Here is a 21,072-nt window from a genome sequence, read left to right as displayed (position 1 = left end):
CCCAGCACCGCCCCTCCTCGTACGGGAAGAAGTTTTCGCATGCCCTCCGCCACCGGGCCTGTCCCCGGCAAGCTGCCCTTCGTCGTCTGGGTGCTCGCCGCCGGCACGTTCCTGATGGGCACCACCGAGTTCGTCATCGCCGGACTGCTGCCCGAGATGGCCGCCGACCTGAATGTCAGCGTGTCCCACGCCGGTCTCCTGATCACCGCGTTCGCCGTCGGGATGATCGTCGGCGGGCCCACCATGGCCATGGCCACCCTGCGCCTGCCTCAGCGACATACCCTCGTCGGCGCCCTGTCCGTCTTCGCCCTGGGCCACGCGGTTGCCGCGCTCAGTACCTCCTTCACCGTCGTGCTGACCGCCCGCGTGGTGACCGCCCTGGCCACCGGGGCGTTCTGGGCCGTCGGTTTCGTCATCGCCACCACCGCAGCAGGCCCGGCCCGGTCCACCCGGGCGGTCGGCGTCATGATGGGCGGCCTCACCCTGGCCAACGTGATCGGCGTGCCGATCGGCTCGTTCGTCGGCCACTACACCGGCTGGCGCGGCACGTTCTGGGCGCTCGCCGTCCTCGCCGCGCTCGCTGCCGCGTTCGTCGGCCGGTTCATCCCCCGAACGGAGCAGCGGGCCGAGGTCTCCGTGCGTGCCGAGGTCCGGGCCCTTCGCCAGGGGCGGCTTTGGCTGGCGCTCGGCGCGGCCGTGCTGATCATGGGCGGGGTCCTGGCGACGTACACCTACATCACGCCGCTGCTGACCGACCGGGCAGGCATTCCGGCCGGCGCCGTACCGCTGGTGCTGATCGCCTTCGGCATCGGGGCGCTGGGCGGCACCGCGATCGGCGGCCGTCTCGGCGACCGCCGCCCGATGGTCACCACGATCACCGCGTCGGCAGCCACTTCCCTCATCCTGCTGGCCCTGATCCCTGCCTCGAACAGCCCGGTGGCCGCCGTGGGCCTGGTGTTCGGCATGGCGCTGGCCGGGTTCACCGTCAACCCGGTGGTCACCTCCCTCGCCGTCCGCTTCGCCGGGGACGCCCCCACCCTGACCTCGGCGCTGACCACCTCCGGCTACAACACCGGCATCGCCGCCGGTTCCCTCGCCGCCGGGCGGGCCCTGGACTCCTCCCTCGGCCTGACCGGTCCGGCCCTGGTCGGCGCGGTCTTCGCCGCGCTCACCCTGCTGCCCCTGATCGCCCTTGCGCTGCGCGGCACCACCGGCCCCTCCCGGATCGTCGCCCACCACACCATCGGAAACCCCGCCGAACCGGCGACAGCCGACGCCACCGTAACGACCGCACGCTGAACTTCACGCCCGCACAACCTTGTTGGGAGCCACCATCATGAACCCCACCTATGACTTCACCGGCCAGGTCGCCTTCGTCACCGGCGCGTCCTCCGGCATGGGCCTGGCCACGGCCCGCGCCTTCGCCGACGCCGGCGCGGCCGTCGCCTTGGCCGACATCAACGAGGACGCCGTCAACGCCGCCACCAAGCAGCTCGCCGACGACGGCCACCAGGTCCTCGCGCTGGTCTGCGACGTCACCGACGAGGACCAGGTCGCCGCCGCCGTCGACCGCACCGTCGAAGCCTTCGGACGGCTCGACATGGCCTACAACAACGCCGGGATCATGCCCCCGCCCACCGACGCCGCCGACGAGAGCGCCGACCAGTTCGACCGCGTCCAGAACATCAACCTGCGCGGCATCTGGGCCGCTATGAAGCACGAACTGCACCACATGCGCGAACAGGGCCACGGCACGATCGTCAACTGCTCCTCCCTCGGCGGCCTCGTCGGCAACCCCGGCCGCGCCGCTTACCATGCGTCCAAGCACGGGGTGATCGGCCTGACGAAGAGCGCCGCCCTTGAATACGGCTCGCGGGGCGTCCGTATCAACGCGGTGTGCCCGGGCACCATCCACACCCCAATGGTCGACGCCATGCTCCACAAGGGCGAACTCGACAGCGACCAGGCCGCCGCTGGCCAGGCCATTCCCCGGCTCGGCAACGCCGAGGAAATCGCCCAAGCCGTCCTGTGGCTGTGCAGCGACGGCGCCAGCTACGTCACCGGCATCGCCCTGCCCGTCGACGGCGGCTACACCGCCCAGTAGACAGCCCCCGACCGGCCATTCTCACCGAGAGAGAACGCCCGGGGCGCTTGCACCGGTGCGCGGCTCCGGCACCCGCCCGACCATCAGATCCAGATCGAGGCGCCGGTTCATGTCCAGCTCGAACCGTCCGTATGGATTCACATGCGTCCAGAACAACGGGGAGAGAGAGCGCCGGTCCGCGTCGGTGAGGGTGTCAGCCCACTTCGGATCAGCGAGGATCTGCTGCATCAGCAGTGTGTTGACGTGGACCAGGGCAGACTGAAGCAGGTGCAGCGCGAGCATGCTGACCTCCTGGGACTCCTTGTCGGCCCCGGCCAGGTCGCCGTCCTTGCCGTAGAAGAGGTCCTTGTTCGCGGAGTTCCAGTTCTCCACCACCTGGAGCCCTTCGTGGATCTCTTGGCGCATCTCGACGTCGGCGAGGTGGTCGCACACGAACGCCGTACGCACCGCACGGCCCAACTCCTCGATCGCCTGGTACGTCGGGTGCTTGGGGCCTCCCCGGGTGAAGCGCCGCAGGACTTGCTCGGCTTCGGCAGTGCCCAGGCGCAGAGCAGTGGTGTGCTTCACGATCTGGTCGTACTGCTGGGCGATCAGTTCCCAGTTGATCGTCTTGGTGGACAGCACCGGCGCGAGGTGCGGCCACTTCTCGTCCTGCCTGGCCGCAGGCCGGTACAGCTTCGTGCGCGAACACGGCGCACCCACGCCCCGGCCGCTGGCGCTGAGGCACGCGAGGTCAGCGCGTTGGTCCTCACCCATCCCGACGCGTTGCCCGAACCGGACCAGGTCCTGCTCAAGGAGTTCAGCGCCCGCTGCCCCGCCCTCCCCACCATCCGCACACTGGTCGAGGAATTCGCCGAGATGCTCGTCCATCACCAGGGCGCCCGGCGACTCGTCGTCTGACTCAACTCCGCCAAGACCAGCGGCATCCCGGAGTTGCACGGATTCGCCGGTGGCCTGGCCCGCGACGTCGACGCGGTCCGCACCGGTTTGACCATGCCCTGGAGCTCCGGCTTCGTTGAAGGCCACGTCAACCGGATCATTCTGTGGAATCTGATTTGTCAACATCACGCCTGTTTGGTGAGTTCCATTGTCCACTCTCGTTGCTCGGCGGTGTCTGGGACGGCGAGTCCGCGCGCTCGTTCGATGTGGTTCCAAGCGCTGTCGGGATCGACGCCGTCGAGGATGAGGAGTGCGGCTGCGAGGAGGGATGAGCGGCCGATGCCGGCTCGGCAGTGGGTGACGACGTGTGCGCCGTCGCGTAGCTGTTCGGTGAGTCTGTGCAGGGTAGGCAGGATCGCGGCGCGGTCGGGGACGGTGCGGTCGGGGATGGGTATCGCGACGAACTGCAGCCCGGCTGCTGTGGCTGTCCGGGGTTCGTCTGCGAGGCCGAGTTCGTCGAGTTCGGGGCCGGTGAGCGCGCAGACCAAGATGTCGACGCCGTAGTTCTTCAGCGCGGCCATCTCGTCTTCAAGCCAGTCGTTGCCGCGGGGTCGGGCCATGGTGCTCAGTCGTCCGGGGCCGGGGAGGTCGAGGGTGAAGAGGGCGGGGCGCATGTCAGCAGCACTTTCGGTTGGTGGAGTCGGGTGGTGATCGGACAGTCAAGGGCAGGGGCCGACCGGGTTCGGCCCTGAGCTCGCTCGGGGTCGGGCCGGCTGGGGTGGCCGGCTCGACGAGGCGCTCAAGAAGGCGGTCGAGGGCGCTCTGGCCGTCGTCGACGGCGGCGCGTTCCTCTTCGGTGAGCGGAATGCTTACGAGCATGCGCTGCAAGTTGGCCTTGGCTTCGCCGAGTTGGGCTTTCGTCGATTCTTCGGGGGTGTAGACGTCGCAGCGGGCGCAGGCCATCCGGTGCCGGCACTGTTCGAAGAACGAGTAGGAGCACGGCCCGTGACCGAGATCGTAGTACTGCCATGGTTCACCGGTGGCCGCGGCCCCGGAGGTGAGGGCGTCACGGTCGAGGAGGACCTCGACCGTGCGGACGTTGCGGGCGAAGTATCCGGCCTCGGTGTATGCCTTCGTGAGGGTATTCGGCGTGATCTTGGCGTAGTACTGGGTGGATTGCGGTAAGCGATGTCCGAGCCAGGCTTGCGGCTCGAACAGCGTCATCGGCTCCTTGGCGTTGTAGAGCTGGTTGGCGATGGTGGACCGGGACCGGTGGCTGGTGATGTTCCCACGGACAGTGGAACCGGCTGCCCAGTGGCATAGAGATCGATCTGACACGCGAGCAGTTCCAGTGGGGCCAGTCCGTCACCGAGGGCCGTGTGGTTGAACGTCCACCGGGCCCTTTGCGGCGTTGGGACGAGTACCTGCTTCTTCGCAAGTGGGTCATCGAGCACCTCGGTTATCTGCCAGAGCCGGCTGTTTGAGCTGACCGGGGGCGCGTGAGCGAGCGGTCTGCGCGGAGGCGCGCGCGACGGGCCGGCCATCTCCCTGGAGATCCGGTCCCGGCTGTCCCCGCTGGTCCATGAGCACATCAGCTTCCACAGCCGCTGTCCGATTGTCCGCAGCCACGGAGACGGGGCCCTGTGCGCCCTGCGTGGCCCCAACACAAGGGACGCGATCAGCGGGGGAGTGTGACGAGCCCCGTCTCGTAGGCGGTGATGACGAGCTGGACGCGGTCCCGGGCGCCCAGTTTGGTGAGCAGCCGTGACACGTGCGACTTGGCGGTGGCGACCGTGATGAAGAGGTCCTCGGCGATCTCGGTGTTCGAGCGGCCGCGTCCGACCAGGGTCAGCACTTCCCGTTCCCGTTCGGTGATGCCCTCGACCGGCAGCGGGGGGCGTTCCGGGACAGACGCGGGGCGGGCGATGAAGTCGGCGATCAGACGGCGCGTCACGCCCGGCGCGATCAGTGCGTCGCCGGCGGCGACCACGCGGATCGCCGTGAGGATGTCGTCCAGCGCCATGTCCTTGACCACGAAGCCGCTCGCACCGGCCCGGAGTGCGCCGTAGACATGGTCGTCCTCGTCGAAGGTGGTCAGGACGAGGACGCGCGTGGTCGCCGGGCCGGCCGTGATCAGGCGGGTGGCCTCGATCCCGTCCATGCCCGGCATCCGGATGTCCATGACCACGACGTCGGGGCCGGTGTCGCTCACCAGTTGGACGGCCTCGGCGCCGGTGGCGGCTTCACCGACGACCTCCAGGTCGGGGTGATCGGCCATGAGCACGCGCAGACCGGACCGGACCAGTGGCTGATCGTCGGCGAGCACCACCCGGACGGTCACCGGGCCTCCGCCGGAACTCCGAGGGGTGCGGGCAGCGGCAGCCGGGCGGTCACCCGGAAGCCGCCCTCGGGGCGCGGCCCGGCGCTGAGGTGGCCGCCCAGCAGGGCGACCCGCTCCCGCATCCCGATGATGCCGAAACCGTGGGCCGAGCCGTTCCCGGTGGCGCCGCGCCCGTCGTCGACGACCTCCACGGACAGTTCCTCGTCTCCGTAGTCGATGGCCACCCGGCAGCGCCCGGTGCCCGCGTGGCGGACCACGTTGGTCAGTGCCTCCTGCACGATGCGGTAGGCGGACAGGTCGATCTCGGCCGGCACAGGACGCTGCTCCCCGCTTCTGCGCACGTCGACGCGTACCCCCGCGTCCGCGGTGGCTGCCGCAAGCCGTTCGAGGTCCGCCAGCCCCGGCGAGGGGGCGAGCGGTGACTGCTGCGAGGTGGTCGCGGCCCGGTCGTCCTGGCGGAGCGAGACCAGTGTGCGCCGAAGGCCCGACAGGGTCTGCCTGCTGGTGGCCTCGATGGCGCGCAGGGCCTCGCGCGCCTGTGCCGGCTGGGTCTGGATGACCCGGCTGCCCACGCCGGCCTGGATGGCGATGACGCCGATGCTGTGCGCGACCATGTCGTGCAGTTCCCGTGCGATGCGCAGCCGTTCGGCGGTCACGGCCTCGGCGACCTCCTGTGCACGCAGGGCCACCGCGTGCTCGCGGCGCTCGCGGCTCAGCAGGCCGGCCGTGCAGGATGCGGCCATCGCCAGGAGGGCGATCACTGCGTTGACGGCCTGGCTGTCCCCGTGCGCGAAGCCGCCGATCACCAGGAGCTGCACGGCGGCGGACACGGCCACGGCCACAACCCAAGCGCGCCGTGCGCAGGTGGCGACGATGAAACCCAGCACGAGGTCCACCGCCAGATACGACAGGAACTGGCCCTGGTACGACGCCGCCAGGCTCTGATGGACGGAACCCGGAGTGCCCGCCACCACAACAGTGGATCCGAAGAGCGTCATGGCCAGAGCCGGCAACGGCATCCGCCGCACCACGCCGGCGAGCAGGCTCACAGCCAGCAGTGCCCCGACACCGTGGACCGTGCCCGACGCCCGCGGCGCGCCCCCCACCAGCAGACCCACCACGAGGAGGTAGGAGGCGCCCCCTGCCCAGGCCGCGGCCTTGGTTCTGGTCATCGGCGGCATTTCCTCCCGGGAACAACACCGTGATGCGCGATGCGCGCAGGCAACGGGGTGATCGTCATGGGGTTCACGTCGCGAGACTAACCGGCCACCGCCGGCACGGCATCAGCCCGGGGACGTACGCCCACGGGCCAGTGCCGCCGCACGATTGCCGCCCACGGCCCCATGCCCGAACGGGGCCTACTCGGCAGTGTGGATGCCGTGATCGAAGTCAGCGAACTCACCAAGCGCTACGGCAGCAAGACGGCCGTCGACCATCTGTCCTTCACCGTGCGGCCGGGCCAGGTCACCGGATTCCTCGGCCCCAACGGAGCGGGCAAGTCCACCACCCTGCGGATGATCCTCGGCCTGGACACGCCCACCACCGGTGCCGCCACCGTCAGCGGCGTCCCCTTCCACCGCCACCCGCGCGGACTGCGGCACGTCGGCGCCCTCCTCGACGCCGGACAGATCCACCGCGGACGCAGCGCCGCCGCCCACCTGTCCGCTCTGGCCCGCAGCAACGGCATCCCACGGCGCAGGGTGGAAGAGGTGCTTCAGGAAGTAGGGCTGGCCGAGGTGGCCAACCGCCGCATCGGCGGATTCTCCCTCGGCATGAAGCAGCGCCTCGGCATCGCCACCGCCCTGCTCGGCGACCCGCCCGTGCTCATGTTCGACGAGCCGATCAACGGCATGGACCCGGAGGGCGTGCTCTGGGTACGCCGGCTCTTCCGGCGACTGGCCGCCGAGGGGCGCACGGTCTTCCTCTCCAGCCACCTGATGTCGGAGATGGAGAACACCGCCGACCATCTGGTCGTCATCGGCCGGGGCCGCCTCATCGCCGCCGAGCCGGTACGGGACTTCGCGGCCCGCGGCACCCGTCGCAGCGTCGTGGTGGCCACACCGCAGGCCGCCGAGCTGGCGGCCTTGCTGACCGCGGCGGGCGCCTCGGTCGAGCCGGAGGGCCCGGCCGACGCCGAGAAGCTCGCCGTGACCGGGCTCCCGGCGGACCGGATCGGAGCGCTCGCCTTCGAGAACCGCATCCGGCTGGACGAGCTGACCACCCGCACCGCCTCGCTGGAGGCGGCCTTCATGGAACTGACCGCCGACAGCACCGAATACCTGGCAGGAGAGCCCAGATGACCACACTCGCCTCCGTCTCCCCGGCCACCCCCGTCGCCGAGCCGCCCGCCCGCTTCCGCGACCTGCTCGCCGCCGAGTGGATCAAGATGCGGTCCCTGCGCTCCACTCCGTGGACGATCGGCCTCACCGTCCTGTTCGTCGTCGGGTCCGCCGCCGCGGCCACGCTGGCGGACAAGGCCGCCCGCCCCGGCCCCGCTGACTTCCTGCCCTTCGACGCCTACCCGGCGGCCGGCTACTGGACGCTGATGCTCGTCGCCAGCAGCATGGGCGCCCTCACCGTCGTGAGCGAGTACGGCAGCGGGCTGATCCGCGCCACCACCGTGGCCGTCCCGGCCCGCGGCTCGGTCGTGCTGGCCAAGGCGGCCGTGGCCGCCGCGCTGTGGACCGCGGTCGGCACGGCCGCCTCCACCGGTTCTTTCCTGGTATCCCAGGCCATCCTGGACGGGCATCACGCCGGCGTTGCGATCACCCATCCCGGGGTGTTGCGGGCGCTGGTGGCCTCCGCGTTGCTGGCTCCGGTCTGTGCCCTGGTCGGTCTGGGCCTCGGCGTTCTGCTCCGGCATGCCGCCGGGACCATGGTCACCAGCGTCTTCACCCTGCTGATGCTGCCCACCATGTTCTCGGAGAGCAACCGCTGGTCGGCGGACATCCAACACGCGCTGGTGTCGGCCGCCTGGAATCGCCTGGTCCAAAACTGGGGGCCGCAACCCGGATCCCTGGGCTACACCGCCACGGTCCCCGGCTCCTGGACCGCGTACACGCTCTGGCCGCTGATCACGATCGCACTCGCCGTGCTCGTCGTGAGGCGCCGCGACGTGTGAGTGTGCCTCCAGAGGCGAGCGCTCGGTAGCTCGTCACGGACTTGATGACGGGCTCTCATAAATGAGCTTGTCTTTTATGGTCCGGGTCGGTTTCGTTCGGTGATGCTTTCTGGTCGATGAACGGTCTTGCCCACGTCGTAGCGGGTGGCGGGTCGTCGGTTCTTCGAGCCGGGTGGCCGTCCCGGGCCGGGTATTGGGGGTTTCGCGCACGGGTTGGGCAGGCGAGGTGCGGGCGGAGGTTCCTGAACCCGCGGCGGCCTGCGGCAGGGGCAGGCCGGCCAACACCTGCCGCAACCGGGGCACGTCCACGCTCCCGTTGTTCAGCGCGCCGTGCATGGCGCCGTGCCAGCGCCGGTGCTCGGCCACCAGCGTCAGGTCCACCCGGGCCTCCTGATCCCAATCGCGGGGATGCGTTCGCGAAGGCGTCGCGCTTCAGGGACGAGCTGTTCGACTGCCTGACTACGCGCGGGGAGGCAGACTCACCTGCACGGCCTTCGTCTTGATCGGTGCGCCTTGGTCGGAGCACAGGATCAGACGAAGGCCGCCTCAACGTCCTGTGAATGCCCAGCCGTGGGGCCAAGTTCGACGGCCATTCGAACCGCGTGATGGGGCCGGGCTGGCGGGCTGCACTCGTGGCCCTCAACTGATGCCTGGACGCCGGTTAGGCCGTAACCACCCCCGGGCAGACCAGGGAGGCTGCCGTTCTTCGGTGCTGGTGGCCCCGGTACCGACCCCATCGCGAGGACTCTATGCGGTGGCACTGACATCCCGACCGGACCATAAAGAACAAGCTCAGAACCTGTGCTTGACATGTGTGGGGCTGAAGCGGCCCTTGGCTGCGGTGGACGCAGTTGACCGTTCGCGCTGGGTACGCTGCGGCCTCTTGACTAGCGCGACACCTATGCCGTCCCTACGGTGGCCGAATGGGGTGGGAGACGCTTGTCGGTACGGGACTCGGCGCAGTCGTCGGTGTGGGCTCCACACTGCTCGCCGACAGGGTGCGCTGGCGCCGGGAACAGGACACGCGCCAGAAAGAGGTCCAACGGCAGCTGTACGGCGACTACCTAGCTGCACTGGAGCGTACCCGGACCCACCTCAAAGACCTTCGCCGCCTACCAGAACTCACCCCCGACGAGCGGGCGCGGCAAGTCCGAGCCGCCTTCCGCGAAGGCGGCACCTACGAGCTGGCCTATCGGATCGCCATCACAGCGCCACACTTCGTGGTCCGTCCCTCCGAGGAAGCCCAGCGCAAATTGAGGGACGTGAGGGATGCGCTCATCAACGGCACTGAATGCGGTACTCAGTCCCCGGTTCAAGTGGCGCTGCGCCGTGCCATCAGATCCCTGCGAGGGGCTATGAGGTCGGCTCTCGGAACAGATGCATAGCTTGCTTTTTGCGATTTGCGAGCTTCGACCTTTGTCTGATTTCTGGGCTGTATAAGCGGCGAGTTCATCCAAGTGGGTGGTGATCGGGCTTGCGGGACGGCCGCGACGGGCGGGTTTCCTGGTGAGGCGGCGGGGCATGAGGGTGATCGCGGACCAGTTGATGAGGGCCTCGCTGTGCTGGGTAAGCCGTTCGTAGTCGCGGACCAGACGGCGTGAGTGCATCCACAGCTGATCGTTCGCTCGACACGCCATCTTCGCGGCAGCACCTTAAATCCCCTCTGCCCCTTCGGCTTGGAGACGGTTTTCAGAGAGGGGTGCAAGAACGTCTTCGCCCAGGCGATGAGGCTTCCATTGCAGCTCTTCGCTATTTTTCGGGCGCCGCGCTCGCTACCTGCATCCTTCTGAAGTCAGGGATGTGAGGCGGAGCATCGAACATGCCCTTGCGGGGCCGCCAACTTGGTGGTGAACACACCAGAGGAGCTGCAGTTCTTCCAGGCGCACGAAGGCGGCGTTTCCCCGCGTTTACGCCGAGCAGCGCCTTTAGCGACGTTGCTCGTTTCACTTCACCCGCGCAGCCGTCGGAAGCGGAATCTGCTTCCTCCACGCGCGATCGGCGCCTGTGGACTGTGGGGCAGCCTCGTGGTGTCCTCGGTGTCTTGAGATCGGGTAGCACCGCTCGCGGCTGGCCCACGAAGCGTCCGGGGCTTGAGCGCTTCATGCAAGCGATGCTTTCTTCAGTGCGCTACGGAGTTCCGCGGCCACATCGTCCTGTGGGTGCGGCGGAGAAAGACAGCGGGTGCTGTCCTGTGCGCCGTGGGCTGGAGCTGCGCAACAAGGCACTGTTTGACCTGGGAAGTTGGACACATGTTAGGCATCGGTGCAGGACTGTCTCAACATCCTTTAACTGTCTGCTGGCAGTTTTTGGCGCCGGTAGCGTGTGGTGGGGCCCCCGCCGGCGTCCTGTACGGCTACAACACCGCCAGCCAGGGCCTGGTCCACTGGGACCGCTTCGCCCAGGACAACCACAACGCCGTCATCCTCGGCCGCTCCGGCTCCGGCAAGTCCTACCTCGTCAAGCTCGAAGTGCTGCGCTCCCTCTACCGCGGCATCGACGCCCACGTCATCGACCCCGAAGACGAATACACCCGGCTCGCCAGCGCCGTCGGCGGCACCTTCCTCGGCGGTTTCGCCGCCCCCTGGGCCAAGGACGCCCACGGCAACCCCGTACCCACCAGCTACCGCGTCGACGGCAGCACCCTCGTCCAATCGGTACGGATCGCGGACTCCACGGCATTCCCCGTCGTCGCCGACCCCAAGTGGCTGGACGATGCGGCCAAGGGAGTCACCGCCGGCATGATCGGCGGATGTGCGGCCGGCGCCCTCGCCGGGGGAGCCGGGTGCGTCCCCGGTGCTGTCGCGTCAGGTTTGGCCGGTGGCGTCGCCGGAGCGGTCGGCGGCCTTTTCAGCTGACAGCTGCCGCCTTCTTCCTTCGATTCCGGACGACATGACTCGTGAGGAGCACCGAAATGACAGACGACTCGGAGAGGCGCTACTCCGGCGTTGAGCGGACCGTCTCGCTCGTGATGTTGGGCGGACTGGGGGTGGTCCTCGGGCTCTGCGTGCGCGACCAGTCCTTCGTGGCCAGCATCCTGTGGGGGCTGGCTGGAGGGATCGCCGCGGCGCCAATAATCATGGGCGCCACCCGGCTCGCCCGCTACGTGGCCAAGCGGCGATCCGCACGCCGACCCAATCGAGACCGGGCCACGCCTCACGCCCGGACGAGCCGATGCCAGGAGTGGACCGGTCCCGGTTGGCGCCCCGGCGTGAACCCCGCCAGTTTCATGAAGGACCGAGCGATCACCTTCGTAGAATGGATGCGTTGATCGGTACGACGTTGAAGTATTCCTCGATGCAGTCGATGAGGCCGCCGTCGAACCGGAAGTACATCGCCGCGTGTACCTCACTGCGGGAGCCGTCGGTCGTGGTCAGGTGGAGTACCTGCTGCTGGAGGACTTCGTCGCCGTGCTGGAACTGCCGCACGATGTCGTACCGGAGTGTTCCGACGTCTGCGGCGAGCCGCTTGAGCAGTTCCATGTTCTCGTCGATCGGCTGGTCGCCGCTTCCGTCGTTGTGCCACACGGTGGCGGTGTCGGTGCACAGGGATCGCATCGTGGCGTAGTCCCGCACCTCCCACTGCCGGAGGTAGTGCACCGCTGCCGCGCGAAGGTCCTGGTCGGTTGTCATCGTCTTCTTTCCTTTCGGGGTGCGCCGGTTACGGCGGATGTCAGGCGGCGGGGCCGGTCGCGGGGCCGGCAGCCGTTTCTTCGTCGAAGACGGGGGCGCGCTCCCCCGCTTCGATGCGCAGGGGGAGGTGGTTCTCCCGGGGAGGCAGGGGGCAAGGGAAGGCCGCCGAGAACATGTGGTGGGGAACGACAGCCCGGTTGAAGTCGATTCGGGCCGTGATCGTGCCGTTCTCCATGCCGTCCTCGGGCCGGGCCTCGGGCCGGGTCAGGATCAGCCAACGGCCCATGCCGGGCGTGTCCGTGCCGCTGGTGCCGTCGGTGAACGTGACCAGCAGGGTGTCGCCGCCCACACCGAACGCCCGGAGCGTGTGCCGCTCGCCTCGCAGGTCGAAGACGAAGTCACCAGGGGCCGGGAGGGTGTCCCGCATCCTCGGGCTGGTCAGCCGGGTCACTTCCTGGAGACGCCCGGCATCCACCGGACGGTACTCCGCCTCGACGACCCAGGCCGGGTCCCACGGCCACGCTTCGATTCCGCGCAGGCCTACGAGAGTGGGCGCGGCCGGGTCCCACACGACCAGGACATGGGCTCCCCGCAGTTCCTCGATGGTGCCGCGCCGCCCGCCGGGGAAGGACAGGCGGCTGGCGCTGGTCAGTTCACCGCGCCGTCCACGGCCCGGCCATCGGCCAAGACGCCCTCCGCAGGGGCCGCGGTCAGCGTCAGGCTTCCCGAGAAGCCGGTGGACGTCCACCGCCCCGGAACCTCGGGGACTTCCTGGCCCGGTTCCGTGATCAGCCGGTAGGCGATGCGGCCCGCCTTACCGGCGGGGCCCGCCATCTCCTCCCACCGTCTCCGACGCCACCTGTCGTACCCGGGCAACGCGCCCTCGTCACCGAAGCATTCGCTGGACACAGGGTTCTCCTCTCCAAGGTGGCGGTCACCCGCGACCGACGTCAGGACTCGCCGCCGGCCGGGAACCTCGACCGGTTCCACGGCCGGTCGACGGCCTCCACGGCACGGCCACGGACCGACCGGTGGGGTCGGTGGTCCGGATGGTGGACTGGAGCCGCACGCATCAGCAATGCTGATTGCCGTTACGGCAAATACGGAGAGGCGGCAGGCCGGCGATCACGCTCCCCGGCCCTGTTGAGGTGTGACCGATACCCGGCGAAGGGGCCATGTGGGCCGGGCCCCTGGCCGTCGGCCGCGCGCTCGGACTGCACTACCTGAAGGCGACGACACCGGCGTTCACCGCGACGGGCAACAACTTCGAACTCGCCATCGCGACAGCCATCGCGACGTTCGGCGCGACCTCCGGGCAGGCGCCGGCCGGGCCTGTTGTGCCGTCGTCCAGGCGGCCCGGTGGGGTTCAGGGCTTCACCGCATTCCAGCGTTCGGCCGGGATGTCCTCGCACTTGTAGAGAGTGACCTTGCCCCGGTCGGCGTCGGGAGCCGGCAGGCACAGGTGGTTCGCCTCGTTGCGGTACCGGATGGACCCGTCCGCGTAGCTCTCGGTCGGCCGGCGCTGACCGGCCCCGGCGACGCCGCGGGGGTCTGATCCGCTGTGTGATGTTGTCCCGAGATGCCGACCCGGCGGAGGAATTGTCAAATTCTGTGGATTGAGCAGGGGTTTCAGGACGGTGCTTGCGTTGGGTGTGTGGCGTCGTAGCGGGTTCGGTTGTCGTTGATCTCATGGCGGTGTGTGGTGGCCCATTCTCCGAGAGCGACGACGGAGTCCAGTAGTGTCGCGCCGAGTTCGCTGAGCGTGTAGTCCACGCGTGGGGGAACGCTGGGGTGGACGGTACGGGTCAACAGGCCGTCGCGTTCGAGTTGCCGCAGTGTCAGGGTGAGCATGCGCTGGGAGATGCCGTTGACGGTGCGATGCAGTTCACCGAAGCGCAGGGTGCGGTCGCGGAGTTGGCCAATGATCAGGATGCTCCACTTGCTGCCGATCAATCCGAGGATCTGGAGCACCTGCCAGCACGCTTCCTCCTCCGGCTCGCAGCTGGTGCCTGCTGTCGGAGGTTGCGTGGAGTCGCGGTGCTGCGGGGCCGGGGAGGTGTTCCTGCGAGGCGCCAACGGTTACCTCCGTGTGTGTCACTGACATAAATGTGCCGTCTTGCCGCGGCCCTCCCAGTAACAAATCATGGGGCCACTCACAAACAGTAAGTGACCGGCGCGGAGTCGAGGTAGCACCGCTCCGCTCGCGGTGATCGGAGAGGATTCTTCGTGGTGAAGACGCTCGTTGTTGTCGGTGCCGGTCCGGGGCTGGGGATGGGGGTGGCTCGCGCGTTCGGCCTCAAGGGGTTCCAGGTCGGGTTGATCGCCCGTACCAAGGGGAAGCTGGACACCCTGGTCAGTGAGCTGGCCGAGCTGGGCATCGCCGCTGCCGCGTTTCCCGCCGACATCCGTGATCGTGACGCGCTCACCACCGCCCTCACTGCGGCGAGGGACATGCTGGGACCGATCGACGTGCTCGAATACAGTCCCAGCCCGACCGGGCCGATCACCCATGCCACACAGACCACGGTCGACTCCGTCGCCGCGCAGTTCGAGCTGCATGTGCTGGGCGCGGTGACGGCCGTGGGCCAGGTACTGCCGGAGATGCTGGCCCGAGGCGAGGGCACGCTCCTGCTGACCACCGGCGTCTCCTCGACGGTCCCCGCACCCTTTCTGGCCAACGTGGGAATGGCCATGGCCGGCCTGCGTAACTGGGCACACACCCTGCACGCTGAACTCAAGCCGCAGGGAATCCACGCGGGCACGGTGACGATCGCTTCCGGGGTCGTCCCCGGCGGCGGCGAGGCCGACCCTGACGCCATCGGCGCCCGCTACTACAGCATGTACCAGCAGCGGAACCGCGTCGAAGAGGTCATCGGCGACCTGGACGCTTTCCGGTCTCTCGTCGCCCAGACAGGGGGGCGCGGCAGTTCGGCCATACCGATCAGTCCCGCAGACTAGGCCGCATCCTCGCCGGGGCGTTCGACGAGACGTCCCCGTTCGAAGCGGGATCCGGCTCGGACGAGGGCGACGAGGTGAGGTGCGTTCACGGCCCGCCAGCGGGCCTGTGCGGACTCGACGAGTTTGAAGACCATGGCGAGGGCGGCTGCCGCGCTGCCGGCGCCCTTGGTCCGTAGCCGGACGGTCGCGAACGTCGACTCGATCGGGTTGGTCGTTCGCAGGTGGATCCAGTGCTCGGCGGGGAAATCGTAGAACGCCAGCAGTTCCTCCGTATCGTCGGTGATCTTCTTTGCGGCCTTGGGCCACTTCGCGCCGTAGGCGTTCTCGAACGAGGTGACAGCCTTCAACGCGTGTTCACGGTCCTCGGCGTTGTAGATGTCCTGAAGCGCCTTGCGGGCGCCGGGCTGGGCCGACTTCGGCAGAGCGTTGAGCACGTTGGCCGTTTTGTGAACCCAGCACCTCTGATGCCGGGAGGCGGAGAAGGCCTCGGCCAGGGCCTTCCAGAAGCCGAGCGTGCCGTCGCCGACCGCGAGGACCGGGGCGCGCATCCCGCGCCGGGCGCAATCGCGCAGCAGATCGGCCCAGGACTCGGCCGATTCGCGGTAGCCGCCCGTCATCGCGATCGACTCCTTGGTGCCGTCCGCGCGCACGCCCATCAGGACCAGCACGCAGGACTTCGCTTCGGCCAGGCGGATGCGCAGATGGATGCCGTCGGCCCACACGTAGACGGAGTCGGTGGCCGACAGATCACGCCCGGAGAACGCCTGATGGTCTGCCTGCCACTGCGTCGTCAACCGGGTGACGGTGGCCGGCGAGAGGCCGGCCGAGCTGCCGAGGAACTGCTCGAGCGCGGGAACGAAGTCACCGGACGACAGGCCGTGGAGATAGAGCAGCGGTAGGACCTCGCTGATCTTCGGGGCTTGCGGCACCAAGGCGGCAGGATCGCCGAGGAGAACCGCTTGCGCTCGCCGGTGGACACATCGATCCGCTTGTCGTTCACGCGCGGCGCTTTGACCTCGACCGTTCCGGCGCCCGTGGCGACGTTCCGCGGCTGGTGGTAGCCGTTGCGCACGACCAGGCGACGGCCCTGGCCATCCCGCTCGCCCGCCAACTCGGCTATATAGGCGTTGACTTCGGCCTCCAGAGCGGCGGCCAGCATCCGCCTCGCACCCTCACGGACAATCTCGTCGATCAGGGAGCCGTTATGAGTGGTTCCGTCGCGTTTACTACGCTGAGCACGGGCGTGCCTTCCCAGCCGACGTTCGCAGCGTCGGCCTACTCGGTGACCTTCAATCGATCACTCGGGAAGGTACGCCCACTGCGTGCTCCCCGAGCCCCGATCCACAAGTCCTGAGCATTGCTCCCCGGCGGGGGTTGCACGGCGGTGAGCACATAGGCCACAGGCCACAGGCCACAAAGCGGCATAACAGCCCCTCCCATAGCGACAGTTCACGGATCAGGCTTCGCGACACCGACCCGAGCGGCGTTGACCAAGGCATCGAAGGCATCAAAGGCATCGAAACCGGCGCGCCCGGCGCCAATTCCCGCGTCCGGCGCAATGCGTTCATCGCGTCGAAATCCCACAGGCGTACGACTCCGTCGAAAATCACACAGCGCTGCGTCGAACAACAATTCGTCCATCGAGCGCGATCATTCCACTCGGGTTGTCACCCGCCAATGCAGTTGCCGAGGCGGAGGCTTAGTGGATTCACCTCGCTGATCCTCCCGACAGGTACGGGAGCTGGGCGCGGTTCCTCTGGAGGGAACGCGCTGAGCTGGGAGGACGTGGATCGTCATCGACGCCGGCACCCGCCTCGTCGTCCTTAGCGGCCGCTGCCGGGCACCTGCGACTGGCGGCACGTCATAGGGCTATGGCCAGCTGGGTGCGAAGGGGCGGTGTTACTGCGCCGGCGGATTATTCAGCAGTCGAGGGGAAGATGTCAGAGGTATGGAGAAGTACAGCCGGTAGCTATACGCCGTCGGTAGCGTGGGGTGGTTGCTTAACTACGAGTGAATGGAGGGTGGGGATCCGCGCCAGTGGGTTCCCGGTCGATGGTCTCCTTACCCGAGCAGAAGAGCTCTCGCGGTGTAGGACCTGTTGCGCAGCACTGTGATCCGTATCCGGTGATGACAGTGGACGCGGCCGGAATCGTGCTGTCCCACAACGAGCAGGCCGTGGCTCTGCTGGCGCAGGTAGGCGTGGGTGTGCTGCTGGAGGATGTCGCGCCCACATGGCTCGTCGAGGCCCACCGTCAGCATGTCGGCGGTACGCGGCAGAAGCCGTCGGCGTGGGTCGACGGCCGGATCAGCGGGCAGCGGGTGAAGGCACTTGCCGGGCCGGGCGTGGACGGCACGGTGACGTGGTGGTTGGTCGGTGACGGTGCCCCGGCGGGCGTGCCACGGGAGCGCGCGCGAGCCGCTCTGCTGCAGGAACTCTCCTCGGAGCTGCCGGCCGCGCTGAATGTCGAGGACTGCGCGGCTGTGATCGTGCAATGGGCGGCCCGGCACCTGGCGCACACGGCGGTCCTCGTCGGGGAGGGCGACGGACGCAGCTTCCCCGTGACGCGGTGCACCACCGAAGGGCCGACGGCACAGAAGCGGATCACCCTGGACCCCGAGCAGCTTCCGGGCCTGGCGGAGGCGCTGCAGGGGCTGCCCGCCGTGTCCTCCTGCTGGATTGACCCCCACGAGGTGCCGGCCTGGGCACTGCCCGAGGCTTTCACGGGTGGTGTCTCCGAGATCGGTTCGGTTGCCGTGGTCCCGTTACCGGGACATGGTGCGCCGACCGGATGCCTCATACTGATGCGCCACCGCCAGGAGGCTCCGTTCACCGCTGCCGAAGAGTCCTTCGCCCAACTCTTCGCCGCACGTGCGGGTGCCGCCCTGTCCATCGCCCGCAGCCATGTCCGCCAGGCGCACATCACGGACGTGCTGACGCGTGATCTGTTGCCGCCCGAGCTCGGCCGGGTGCACGGTGTTTCCTTCTCCGGCCGCTACCGCGCCGCGGCGACGGACGAACGCATCGGCGGCGACTTCTACGATCTGTATCCCGCCGACACACCGGAAGCCGAGACGGTCGCGGTGCTCGGTGACGTGTGCGGCAAGGGCCTGGAGGCCGCGGTCACGGCCGGCAAGGTGCGCACCACACTGCAGGCGCTGGTGCCGTTCGCCGCCGACCACACCCGTGTACTGACTCTCCTCAACCGTGCGCTGCTCGCGTCCCAACAGGCGCCCTTCGTGACCATGGTCCTGGTCACCGTGGTGCGCCACCACGCGGAGGTACGGCTGCGCATCACGAGCGCGGGCCACCCCGCCCCGCTCGTCGTGCGCGCCACCGGCCAGGTCGAAGAGACCCGGACGGTCGGCACACTGGTCGGCGCCTTCGCCGACCTTGAGTTCGAGACCGCCGAGGTCGCTCTGGGCCCCGGTGAGACCTGTCTGCTGTACTCCGACGGGATCACCGAAGCGCGCGGTGGGCCACTGGGCGATGTGATGTTCAGTGAAGACAGGCTGCGCACCGTGCTGGCCCAGTGCGCCGGGATGCCGGTCGAAGCAGTCACCGAACGCGTGCAGATGGTCGTCGCCCAGTGGGTGAGGGAAGGCCGGCACGACGACATGGCCGTTCTGGCGATCGGCTCCGCCCCATGACAACCGTCCGACAATCGTGAGCGATACCGCTCGGAGAAGGTGAACCGCGTGACCGGTGTTGACGAGGCTTACAGCCTCGGCGAGCTACGTGATCAACTGTGGGAGGCGCTCGGCGAGTGCGACGAGACACGCGCTGTCGCCGTCGTACGTCAGGCGCTCGACGCGGCAGAGCCCGAGCAGGCACATACCACGGGCCGTTCGGCTGCCGACCGGAAACGTGACGCGGGAGAACGGGTCCTGCTCGAACTGATCGCACCGACTCAGGAGCGCGTGGGCCTGGCCTGGGCGGCCAATGACATCACGGTGTCGCAGGAACACGCCGCCACGGCCATCAGCGAGCGGTGTATCGCGGCTGTTGCCGACGCCACCGTTCCCACCCCTTCCGGTACGTATGCGGGCAGGGTCACGGTGGCGTGTGCCGCCGGTGAGTGGCACGCCCTGCCCGCACGCCTGCTCAGCGAAGTGCTGCGGCTACGGGGCTGGCGTGTCGACTATCTCGGGGCGCAGGTCCCCACCCGGCATCTGGTCGACCACGTGCGCCGCACGCGTGCACAGGCGGTGCTGCTGTCCTCGTCCATCCCGCCTCTGCTGCCCGGCGCCCACAACGCGATCACCTCATGCAAGGGGGCCGGTGTCCGGGTACTCGCCGGAGGTGCCGCGTTCGGCCCACAGGGGCGCTACGCACGGCTGATGCAGGCCGAGTGGGCCGAGGACGCGACCGACGCGGCCGCCGTTCTCGGCCGGGACCTGCCGCGGCCCCGGGAACACACGGCCCGTTCGACAGAGGCGGACCTGCCGCACCTGGGCGACCAGGAGTACACCATGCTCCGCCGGTCCAGTCTGCAGTTGGTCAAGCAGACCTTCATCGACGTCGAGGACAACTTTCCCGCAACGCACCGGTACAGCGAGTACCAGCGGGAGCGCACCATCGAGGACATCGACTTCATCGTCAGCTACCTCGCCACCGCCCTCTACGTCGACGACGTCGACCTGTTCACCACGTTCATCACCTGGACCGCGGACATCCTGGCGGCCCGTGATGTCCCGCCGCGATGCCTGATCCCCGCGCTGGACTCGCTCCTCAAACAGCTCAAAGACTTCCCGCGCGTGGTCGGCATCCTCACCGCGGCCCGCAACCTCGCCTTGTAGGTCTGCGGGGGCGGGAGAACGTTCGGGTGGGCTGCCGGCTTTTCGGCACAGACGCCCCGCCTGCCGCCGAAGCCACCTCGGCTCCGGCGGCCCCGTACGACTACTTCCGCTCCATCGACGGCCTCACCGGTCTTTGGACAACTGTGGTCCTCTTCCGCAACATCGGCGGGAGTGTAAAACTCGCGGGGATCAACCGGCGCTGTCGAACAGGTCCGGCGCCGGCCCTCACGACGGGAGACCGATCACCCATGTTGAATCTGGTACGGCGCAGAGTGCGGACGGCCGCGCTCACGCTCTCGGCCATCGCGGCCCTCGCCCTCGGCGCGACCGCCCCGGCCGGCGCGGCAGCGGCCCCCGCCCCCGCTCCCAAGAAGCAGGGCCCGACCTCGGTGGCCTACGTCGAGGTGAACAACCACAGCATGCTCAACGTAGGCAAGTACACCCTCGCCAAGGGCGGCGGCAACGTCTTCGACGTCGCCGTGATCTTCGCAGCGAACATCAATTACAACACGGACACGAAGACGGCGTATCTGCACTTCAACGAGAACGTGCAGCGCGTCCTTGACAACGTTGCCACCGAAGTGCGGCCACTGCAACGGAAGGGCATCAAGGTCGTCCTCTCGGTGCTCGGCAACCACCAGGGCGCGGGATTCGCCAACTTCCCGGCGCAGCAGGCGGCTTCGGCGTTCGCGAAGCAGCTGTCGGACACCGTCGGCAAGTACGGCCTGGACGGCATAGACTTCGACGACGAGTACGCCAAGTACGGCACCAACGGCACCGGCCAGCCCAACAGCAGCTCGTTCGTGCACTTGGTGACGGCGCTGCGCGCGAACATGCCGAACAAGATCATCAGCCTCTACAACATCGGCCCGTCCGCGTCGAGCCTCTCCTACGGCGGCGTCAACATCTCCTCCAAGTTCGACTACGCCTGGAACCCGTACTACGGCAGCTGGCAGGTCCCCGGCATCGCACTGCCCAAGTCGAAGCTCTCACCGGCGGCTGTCGAGATCGGCCGGACCCCGCAGAGCACGGCCGCCGACCTCGCTCGCCGCACCGTCCGCGGAGGGTACGGCGTATATCTCACGTACAACCTCGACGGCACCGACCGCAGCGCCGACGTCTCCGCGTTCACCAAGGAGTTGTACGGCAGTGACGCCGTATACACACCGTAAGGCGACCGCACGCCCCGGCGTACGGCGCCCCCGCGGAGCGCACCACATCCAGTAGGGCATGCCCAGCGCAG

Annotated in this window: 21 protein-coding genes and 4 pseudogenes; 13 read left to right on the top strand and 12 right to left on the bottom strand. The window is 68.5% G+C overall.

Annotation, left to right across the window (positions count from 1 at the left end):
• Positions 1 to 39: 39 nt before the first annotated feature.
• Together ACFV57_RS24100 and ACFV57_RS24095 are read left to right on the top strand one after the other, a co-directional pair.
• Complete coding sequence (locus ACFV57_RS24100) at positions 40 to 1,299, top strand: MFS transporter (RefSeq protein WP_385235867.1); 1,260 nt, start codon at positions 40 to 42, stop codon at positions 1,297 to 1,299.
• 37 nt (positions 1,300 to 1,336) lie between these two features.
• Positions 1,337 to 2,104: an SDR family NAD(P)-dependent oxidoreductase gene (locus ACFV57_RS24095; RefSeq protein ID WP_385235864.1), complete on the top strand. Its 768-nt coding sequence runs from the start codon at positions 1,337 to 1,339 to the stop codon at positions 2,102 to 2,104.
• Between the two features lie 21 nt (positions 2,105 to 2,125).
• Here the strand turns inward: ACFV57_RS24095 and ACFV57_RS24090 are convergent, their stop codons facing one another.
• The 3 genes from ACFV57_RS24090 to ACFV57_RS24080 are packed head-to-tail and all read right to left on the bottom strand — an operon-like array spanning position 2,126 to position 4,207.
• Positions 2,126 to 3,130: a Tn3 family transposase gene (locus ACFV57_RS24090; RefSeq protein WP_385235861.1), complete on the bottom strand. Its 1,005-nt coding sequence runs from the start codon at positions 3,128 to 3,130 to the stop codon at positions 2,126 to 2,128.
• A gap of 38 nt (positions 3,131 to 3,168) precedes the next feature.
• Positions 3,169 to 3,657: a protein-tyrosine phosphatase family protein gene (locus ACFV57_RS24085; RefSeq protein WP_385235859.1), complete on the bottom strand. Its 489-nt coding sequence runs from the start codon at positions 3,655 to 3,657 to the stop codon at positions 3,169 to 3,171.
• Between the two features lies 1 nt (position 3,658).
• Entirely contained in the window at positions 3,659 to 4,207 is a 549-nt protein-coding gene (locus ACFV57_RS24080) for a hypothetical protein (RefSeq protein ID WP_385235856.1), read from the bottom strand.
• A gap of 74 nt (positions 4,208 to 4,281) precedes the next feature.
• Between ACFV57_RS24080 and ACFV57_RS24075 the strand changes: the two are divergent.
• Positions 4,282 to 4,467: pseudogene (locus tag ACFV57_RS24075) on the top strand (hypothetical protein); the annotation flags it as partial.
• Between the two features lie 194 nt (positions 4,468 to 4,661).
• On the opposite strand, the gene ACFV57_RS24070 reads toward ACFV57_RS24075, so the two are convergent.
• Entirely contained in the window at positions 4,662 to 5,324 is a 663-nt protein-coding gene (locus ACFV57_RS24070) for a response regulator (RefSeq protein ID WP_385235853.1), read from the bottom strand.
• The gene (locus ACFV57_RS24065) at positions 5,321 to 6,496 is read right to left on the bottom strand and encodes a sensor histidine kinase (RefSeq protein WP_385235850.1); all 1,176 of its coding nucleotides are present in this window, start codon (positions 6,494 to 6,496) and stop codon (positions 5,321 to 5,323) included. The genes ACFV57_RS24070 and ACFV57_RS24065 overlap by 4 nt, the downstream gene beginning before the upstream one ends.
• A 207-nt stretch (positions 6,497 to 6,703) precedes the next feature.
• Between ACFV57_RS24065 and ACFV57_RS24060 the strand changes: the two genes are divergently transcribed.
• Both ACFV57_RS24060 and ACFV57_RS24055 read left to right on the top strand, forming a co-directional pair.
• A complete protein-coding gene (locus tag ACFV57_RS24060) occupies positions 6,704 to 7,624 on the top strand; it encodes an ATP-binding cassette domain-containing protein (RefSeq protein ID WP_385235847.1) in 921 nt (306 codons plus the stop codon).
• Positions 7,621 to 8,445: an ABC transporter permease gene (locus ACFV57_RS24055; protein WP_385235844.1), complete on the top strand. Its 825-nt coding sequence runs from the start codon at positions 7,621 to 7,623 to the stop codon at positions 8,443 to 8,445. Before ACFV57_RS24060 ends, ACFV57_RS24055 begins: the two co-directional genes overlap by 4 nt.
• A gap of 74 nt (positions 8,446 to 8,519) precedes the next feature.
• On the opposite strand, the pseudogene ACFV57_RS24050 reads toward ACFV57_RS24055, so the two are convergent.
• Positions 8,520 to 8,734, bottom strand: a pseudogene (locus tag ACFV57_RS24050) (transposase); the annotation flags it as partial.
• A gap of 634 nt (positions 8,735 to 9,368) precedes the next feature.
• Here ACFV57_RS24050 and ACFV57_RS24045 point away from each other — a divergent pair.
• The 3 genes from ACFV57_RS24045 (at position 9,369) to ACFV57_RS24035 (ending at position 11,713) form a co-directional block, all read left to right on the top strand.
• Positions 9,369 to 9,830 carry a hypothetical protein gene (locus ACFV57_RS24045; RefSeq protein ID WP_385235841.1) on the top strand — a complete coding sequence of 154 codons (462 nt, stop codon included), beginning with the start codon at positions 9,369 to 9,371 and terminating at the stop codon, positions 9,828 to 9,830.
• Between the two features lie 921 nt (positions 9,831 to 10,751).
• Positions 10,752 to 11,300 (top strand): helicase HerA domain-containing protein, encoded by a 549-nt coding sequence (locus ACFV57_RS24040; protein ID WP_385235838.1) that lies wholly within the window; start codon positions 10,752 to 10,754, stop codon positions 11,298 to 11,300.
• Positions 11,301 to 11,356: 56 nt separating this feature from the next.
• Positions 11,357 to 11,713 (top strand): hypothetical protein, encoded by a 357-nt coding sequence (locus tag ACFV57_RS24035; RefSeq protein ID WP_385235835.1) that lies wholly within the window; start codon positions 11,357 to 11,359, stop codon positions 11,711 to 11,713.
• Here the strand turns inward: ACFV57_RS24035 and ACFV57_RS24030 are convergent.
• The 3 genes from ACFV57_RS24030 to ACFV57_RS24020 all read right to left on the bottom strand — a co-directional run bounded on the left by ACFV57_RS24030 (position 11,688) and on the right by ACFV57_RS24020 (position 12,983).
• Complete coding sequence (locus ACFV57_RS24030; RefSeq protein ID WP_385235832.1) at positions 11,688 to 12,074, bottom strand: nuclear transport factor 2 family protein; 387 nt, start codon at positions 12,072 to 12,074, stop codon at positions 11,688 to 11,690. The two genes, ACFV57_RS24035 and ACFV57_RS24030, sit on opposite strands and share 26 nt — an antisense overlap.
• A 40-nt stretch (positions 12,075 to 12,114) precedes the next feature.
• Positions 12,115 to 12,645, bottom strand: coding sequence for a DUF1684 domain-containing protein (locus ACFV57_RS24025; RefSeq protein ID WP_385235829.1), 531 nt, complete (start codon positions 12,643 to 12,645; stop codon positions 12,115 to 12,117).
• 77 nt (positions 12,646 to 12,722) lie between these two features.
• The gene (locus ACFV57_RS24020) at positions 12,723 to 12,983 is read right to left on the bottom strand and encodes a hypothetical protein (RefSeq protein ID WP_385235826.1); all 261 of its coding nucleotides are present in this window, start codon (positions 12,981 to 12,983) and stop codon (positions 12,723 to 12,725) included.
• A 266-nt stretch (positions 12,984 to 13,249) separates the two neighbouring features.
• Here ACFV57_RS24020 and ACFV57_RS24015 point away from each other — a divergent pair.
• Positions 13,250 to 13,417 (top strand): annotated as a pseudogene (locus ACFV57_RS24015) (arsenical-resistance protein); the annotation flags it as partial.
• Positions 13,418 to 13,703: 286 nt separating this feature from the next.
• Here ACFV57_RS24015 and ACFV57_RS24010 read toward each other — a convergent pair.
• Positions 13,704 to 14,045 (bottom strand): winged helix-turn-helix transcriptional regulator, encoded by a 342-nt coding sequence (locus ACFV57_RS24010; protein WP_385235823.1) that lies wholly within the window; start codon positions 14,043 to 14,045, stop codon positions 13,704 to 13,706.
• Between the two features lie 255 nt (positions 14,046 to 14,300).
• Between ACFV57_RS24010 and ACFV57_RS24005 the strand changes: the two genes are divergently transcribed.
• A complete protein-coding gene (locus ACFV57_RS24005; protein ID WP_385235820.1) occupies positions 14,301 to 15,032 on the top strand; it encodes an SDR family NAD(P)-dependent oxidoreductase in 732 nt (243 codons plus the stop codon).
• Here ACFV57_RS24005 and ACFV57_RS24000 read toward each other — a convergent pair.
• Both ACFV57_RS24000 and ACFV57_RS23995 read right to left on the bottom strand, forming a co-directional pair.
• A pseudogene (locus tag ACFV57_RS24000) lies at positions 15,029 to 16,287 on the bottom strand (IS256 family transposase). The gene ACFV57_RS24005 and the pseudogene ACFV57_RS24000 sit on opposite strands and share 4 nt — an antisense overlap.
• 194 nt (positions 16,288 to 16,481) lie before the next feature.
• Positions 16,482 to 16,673 carry a hypothetical protein gene (locus ACFV57_RS23995; RefSeq protein ID WP_385235817.1) on the bottom strand — a complete coding sequence of 64 codons (192 nt, stop codon included), beginning with the start codon at positions 16,671 to 16,673 and terminating at the stop codon, positions 16,482 to 16,484.
• Between the two features lie 486 nt (positions 16,674 to 17,159).
• On the opposite strand from ACFV57_RS23995, the gene ACFV57_RS23990 reads away from it, so the two are divergent.
• The 3 genes from ACFV57_RS23990 to ACFV57_RS23980 all read left to right on the top strand — a co-directional run bounded on the left by ACFV57_RS23990 (position 17,160) and on the right by ACFV57_RS23980 (position 21,001).
• Positions 17,160 to 18,680 (top strand): PP2C family protein-serine/threonine phosphatase, encoded by a 1,521-nt coding sequence (locus tag ACFV57_RS23990; RefSeq protein WP_385235814.1) that lies wholly within the window; start codon positions 17,160 to 17,162, stop codon positions 18,678 to 18,680.
• Between the two features lie 48 nt (positions 18,681 to 18,728).
• Positions 18,729 to 19,829, top strand: a complete 1,101-nt coding sequence (locus tag ACFV57_RS23985) for a B12-binding domain-containing protein (protein ID WP_385235811.1) — start codon at positions 18,729 to 18,731, stop codon at positions 19,827 to 19,829.
• Positions 19,830 to 20,077: 248 nt separating this feature from the next.
• The gene (locus tag ACFV57_RS23980; protein WP_385235809.1) at positions 20,078 to 21,001 is read left to right on the top strand and encodes an endo-beta-N-acetylglucosaminidase H; all 924 of its coding nucleotides are present in this window, start codon (positions 20,078 to 20,080) and stop codon (positions 20,999 to 21,001) included.
• Positions 21,002 to 21,072: the final 71 nt, after the last annotated feature.

This window comes from Streptomyces sp. NPDC059788 (assembly GCF_042732265.1).
Lineage (GTDB): Bacteria > Actinomycetota > Actinomycetes > Streptomycetales > Streptomycetaceae > Streptomyces.
Note: the sequence above shows the minus strand (reverse complement) of the source record. Positions and strands in the feature narration are given on the sequence as shown.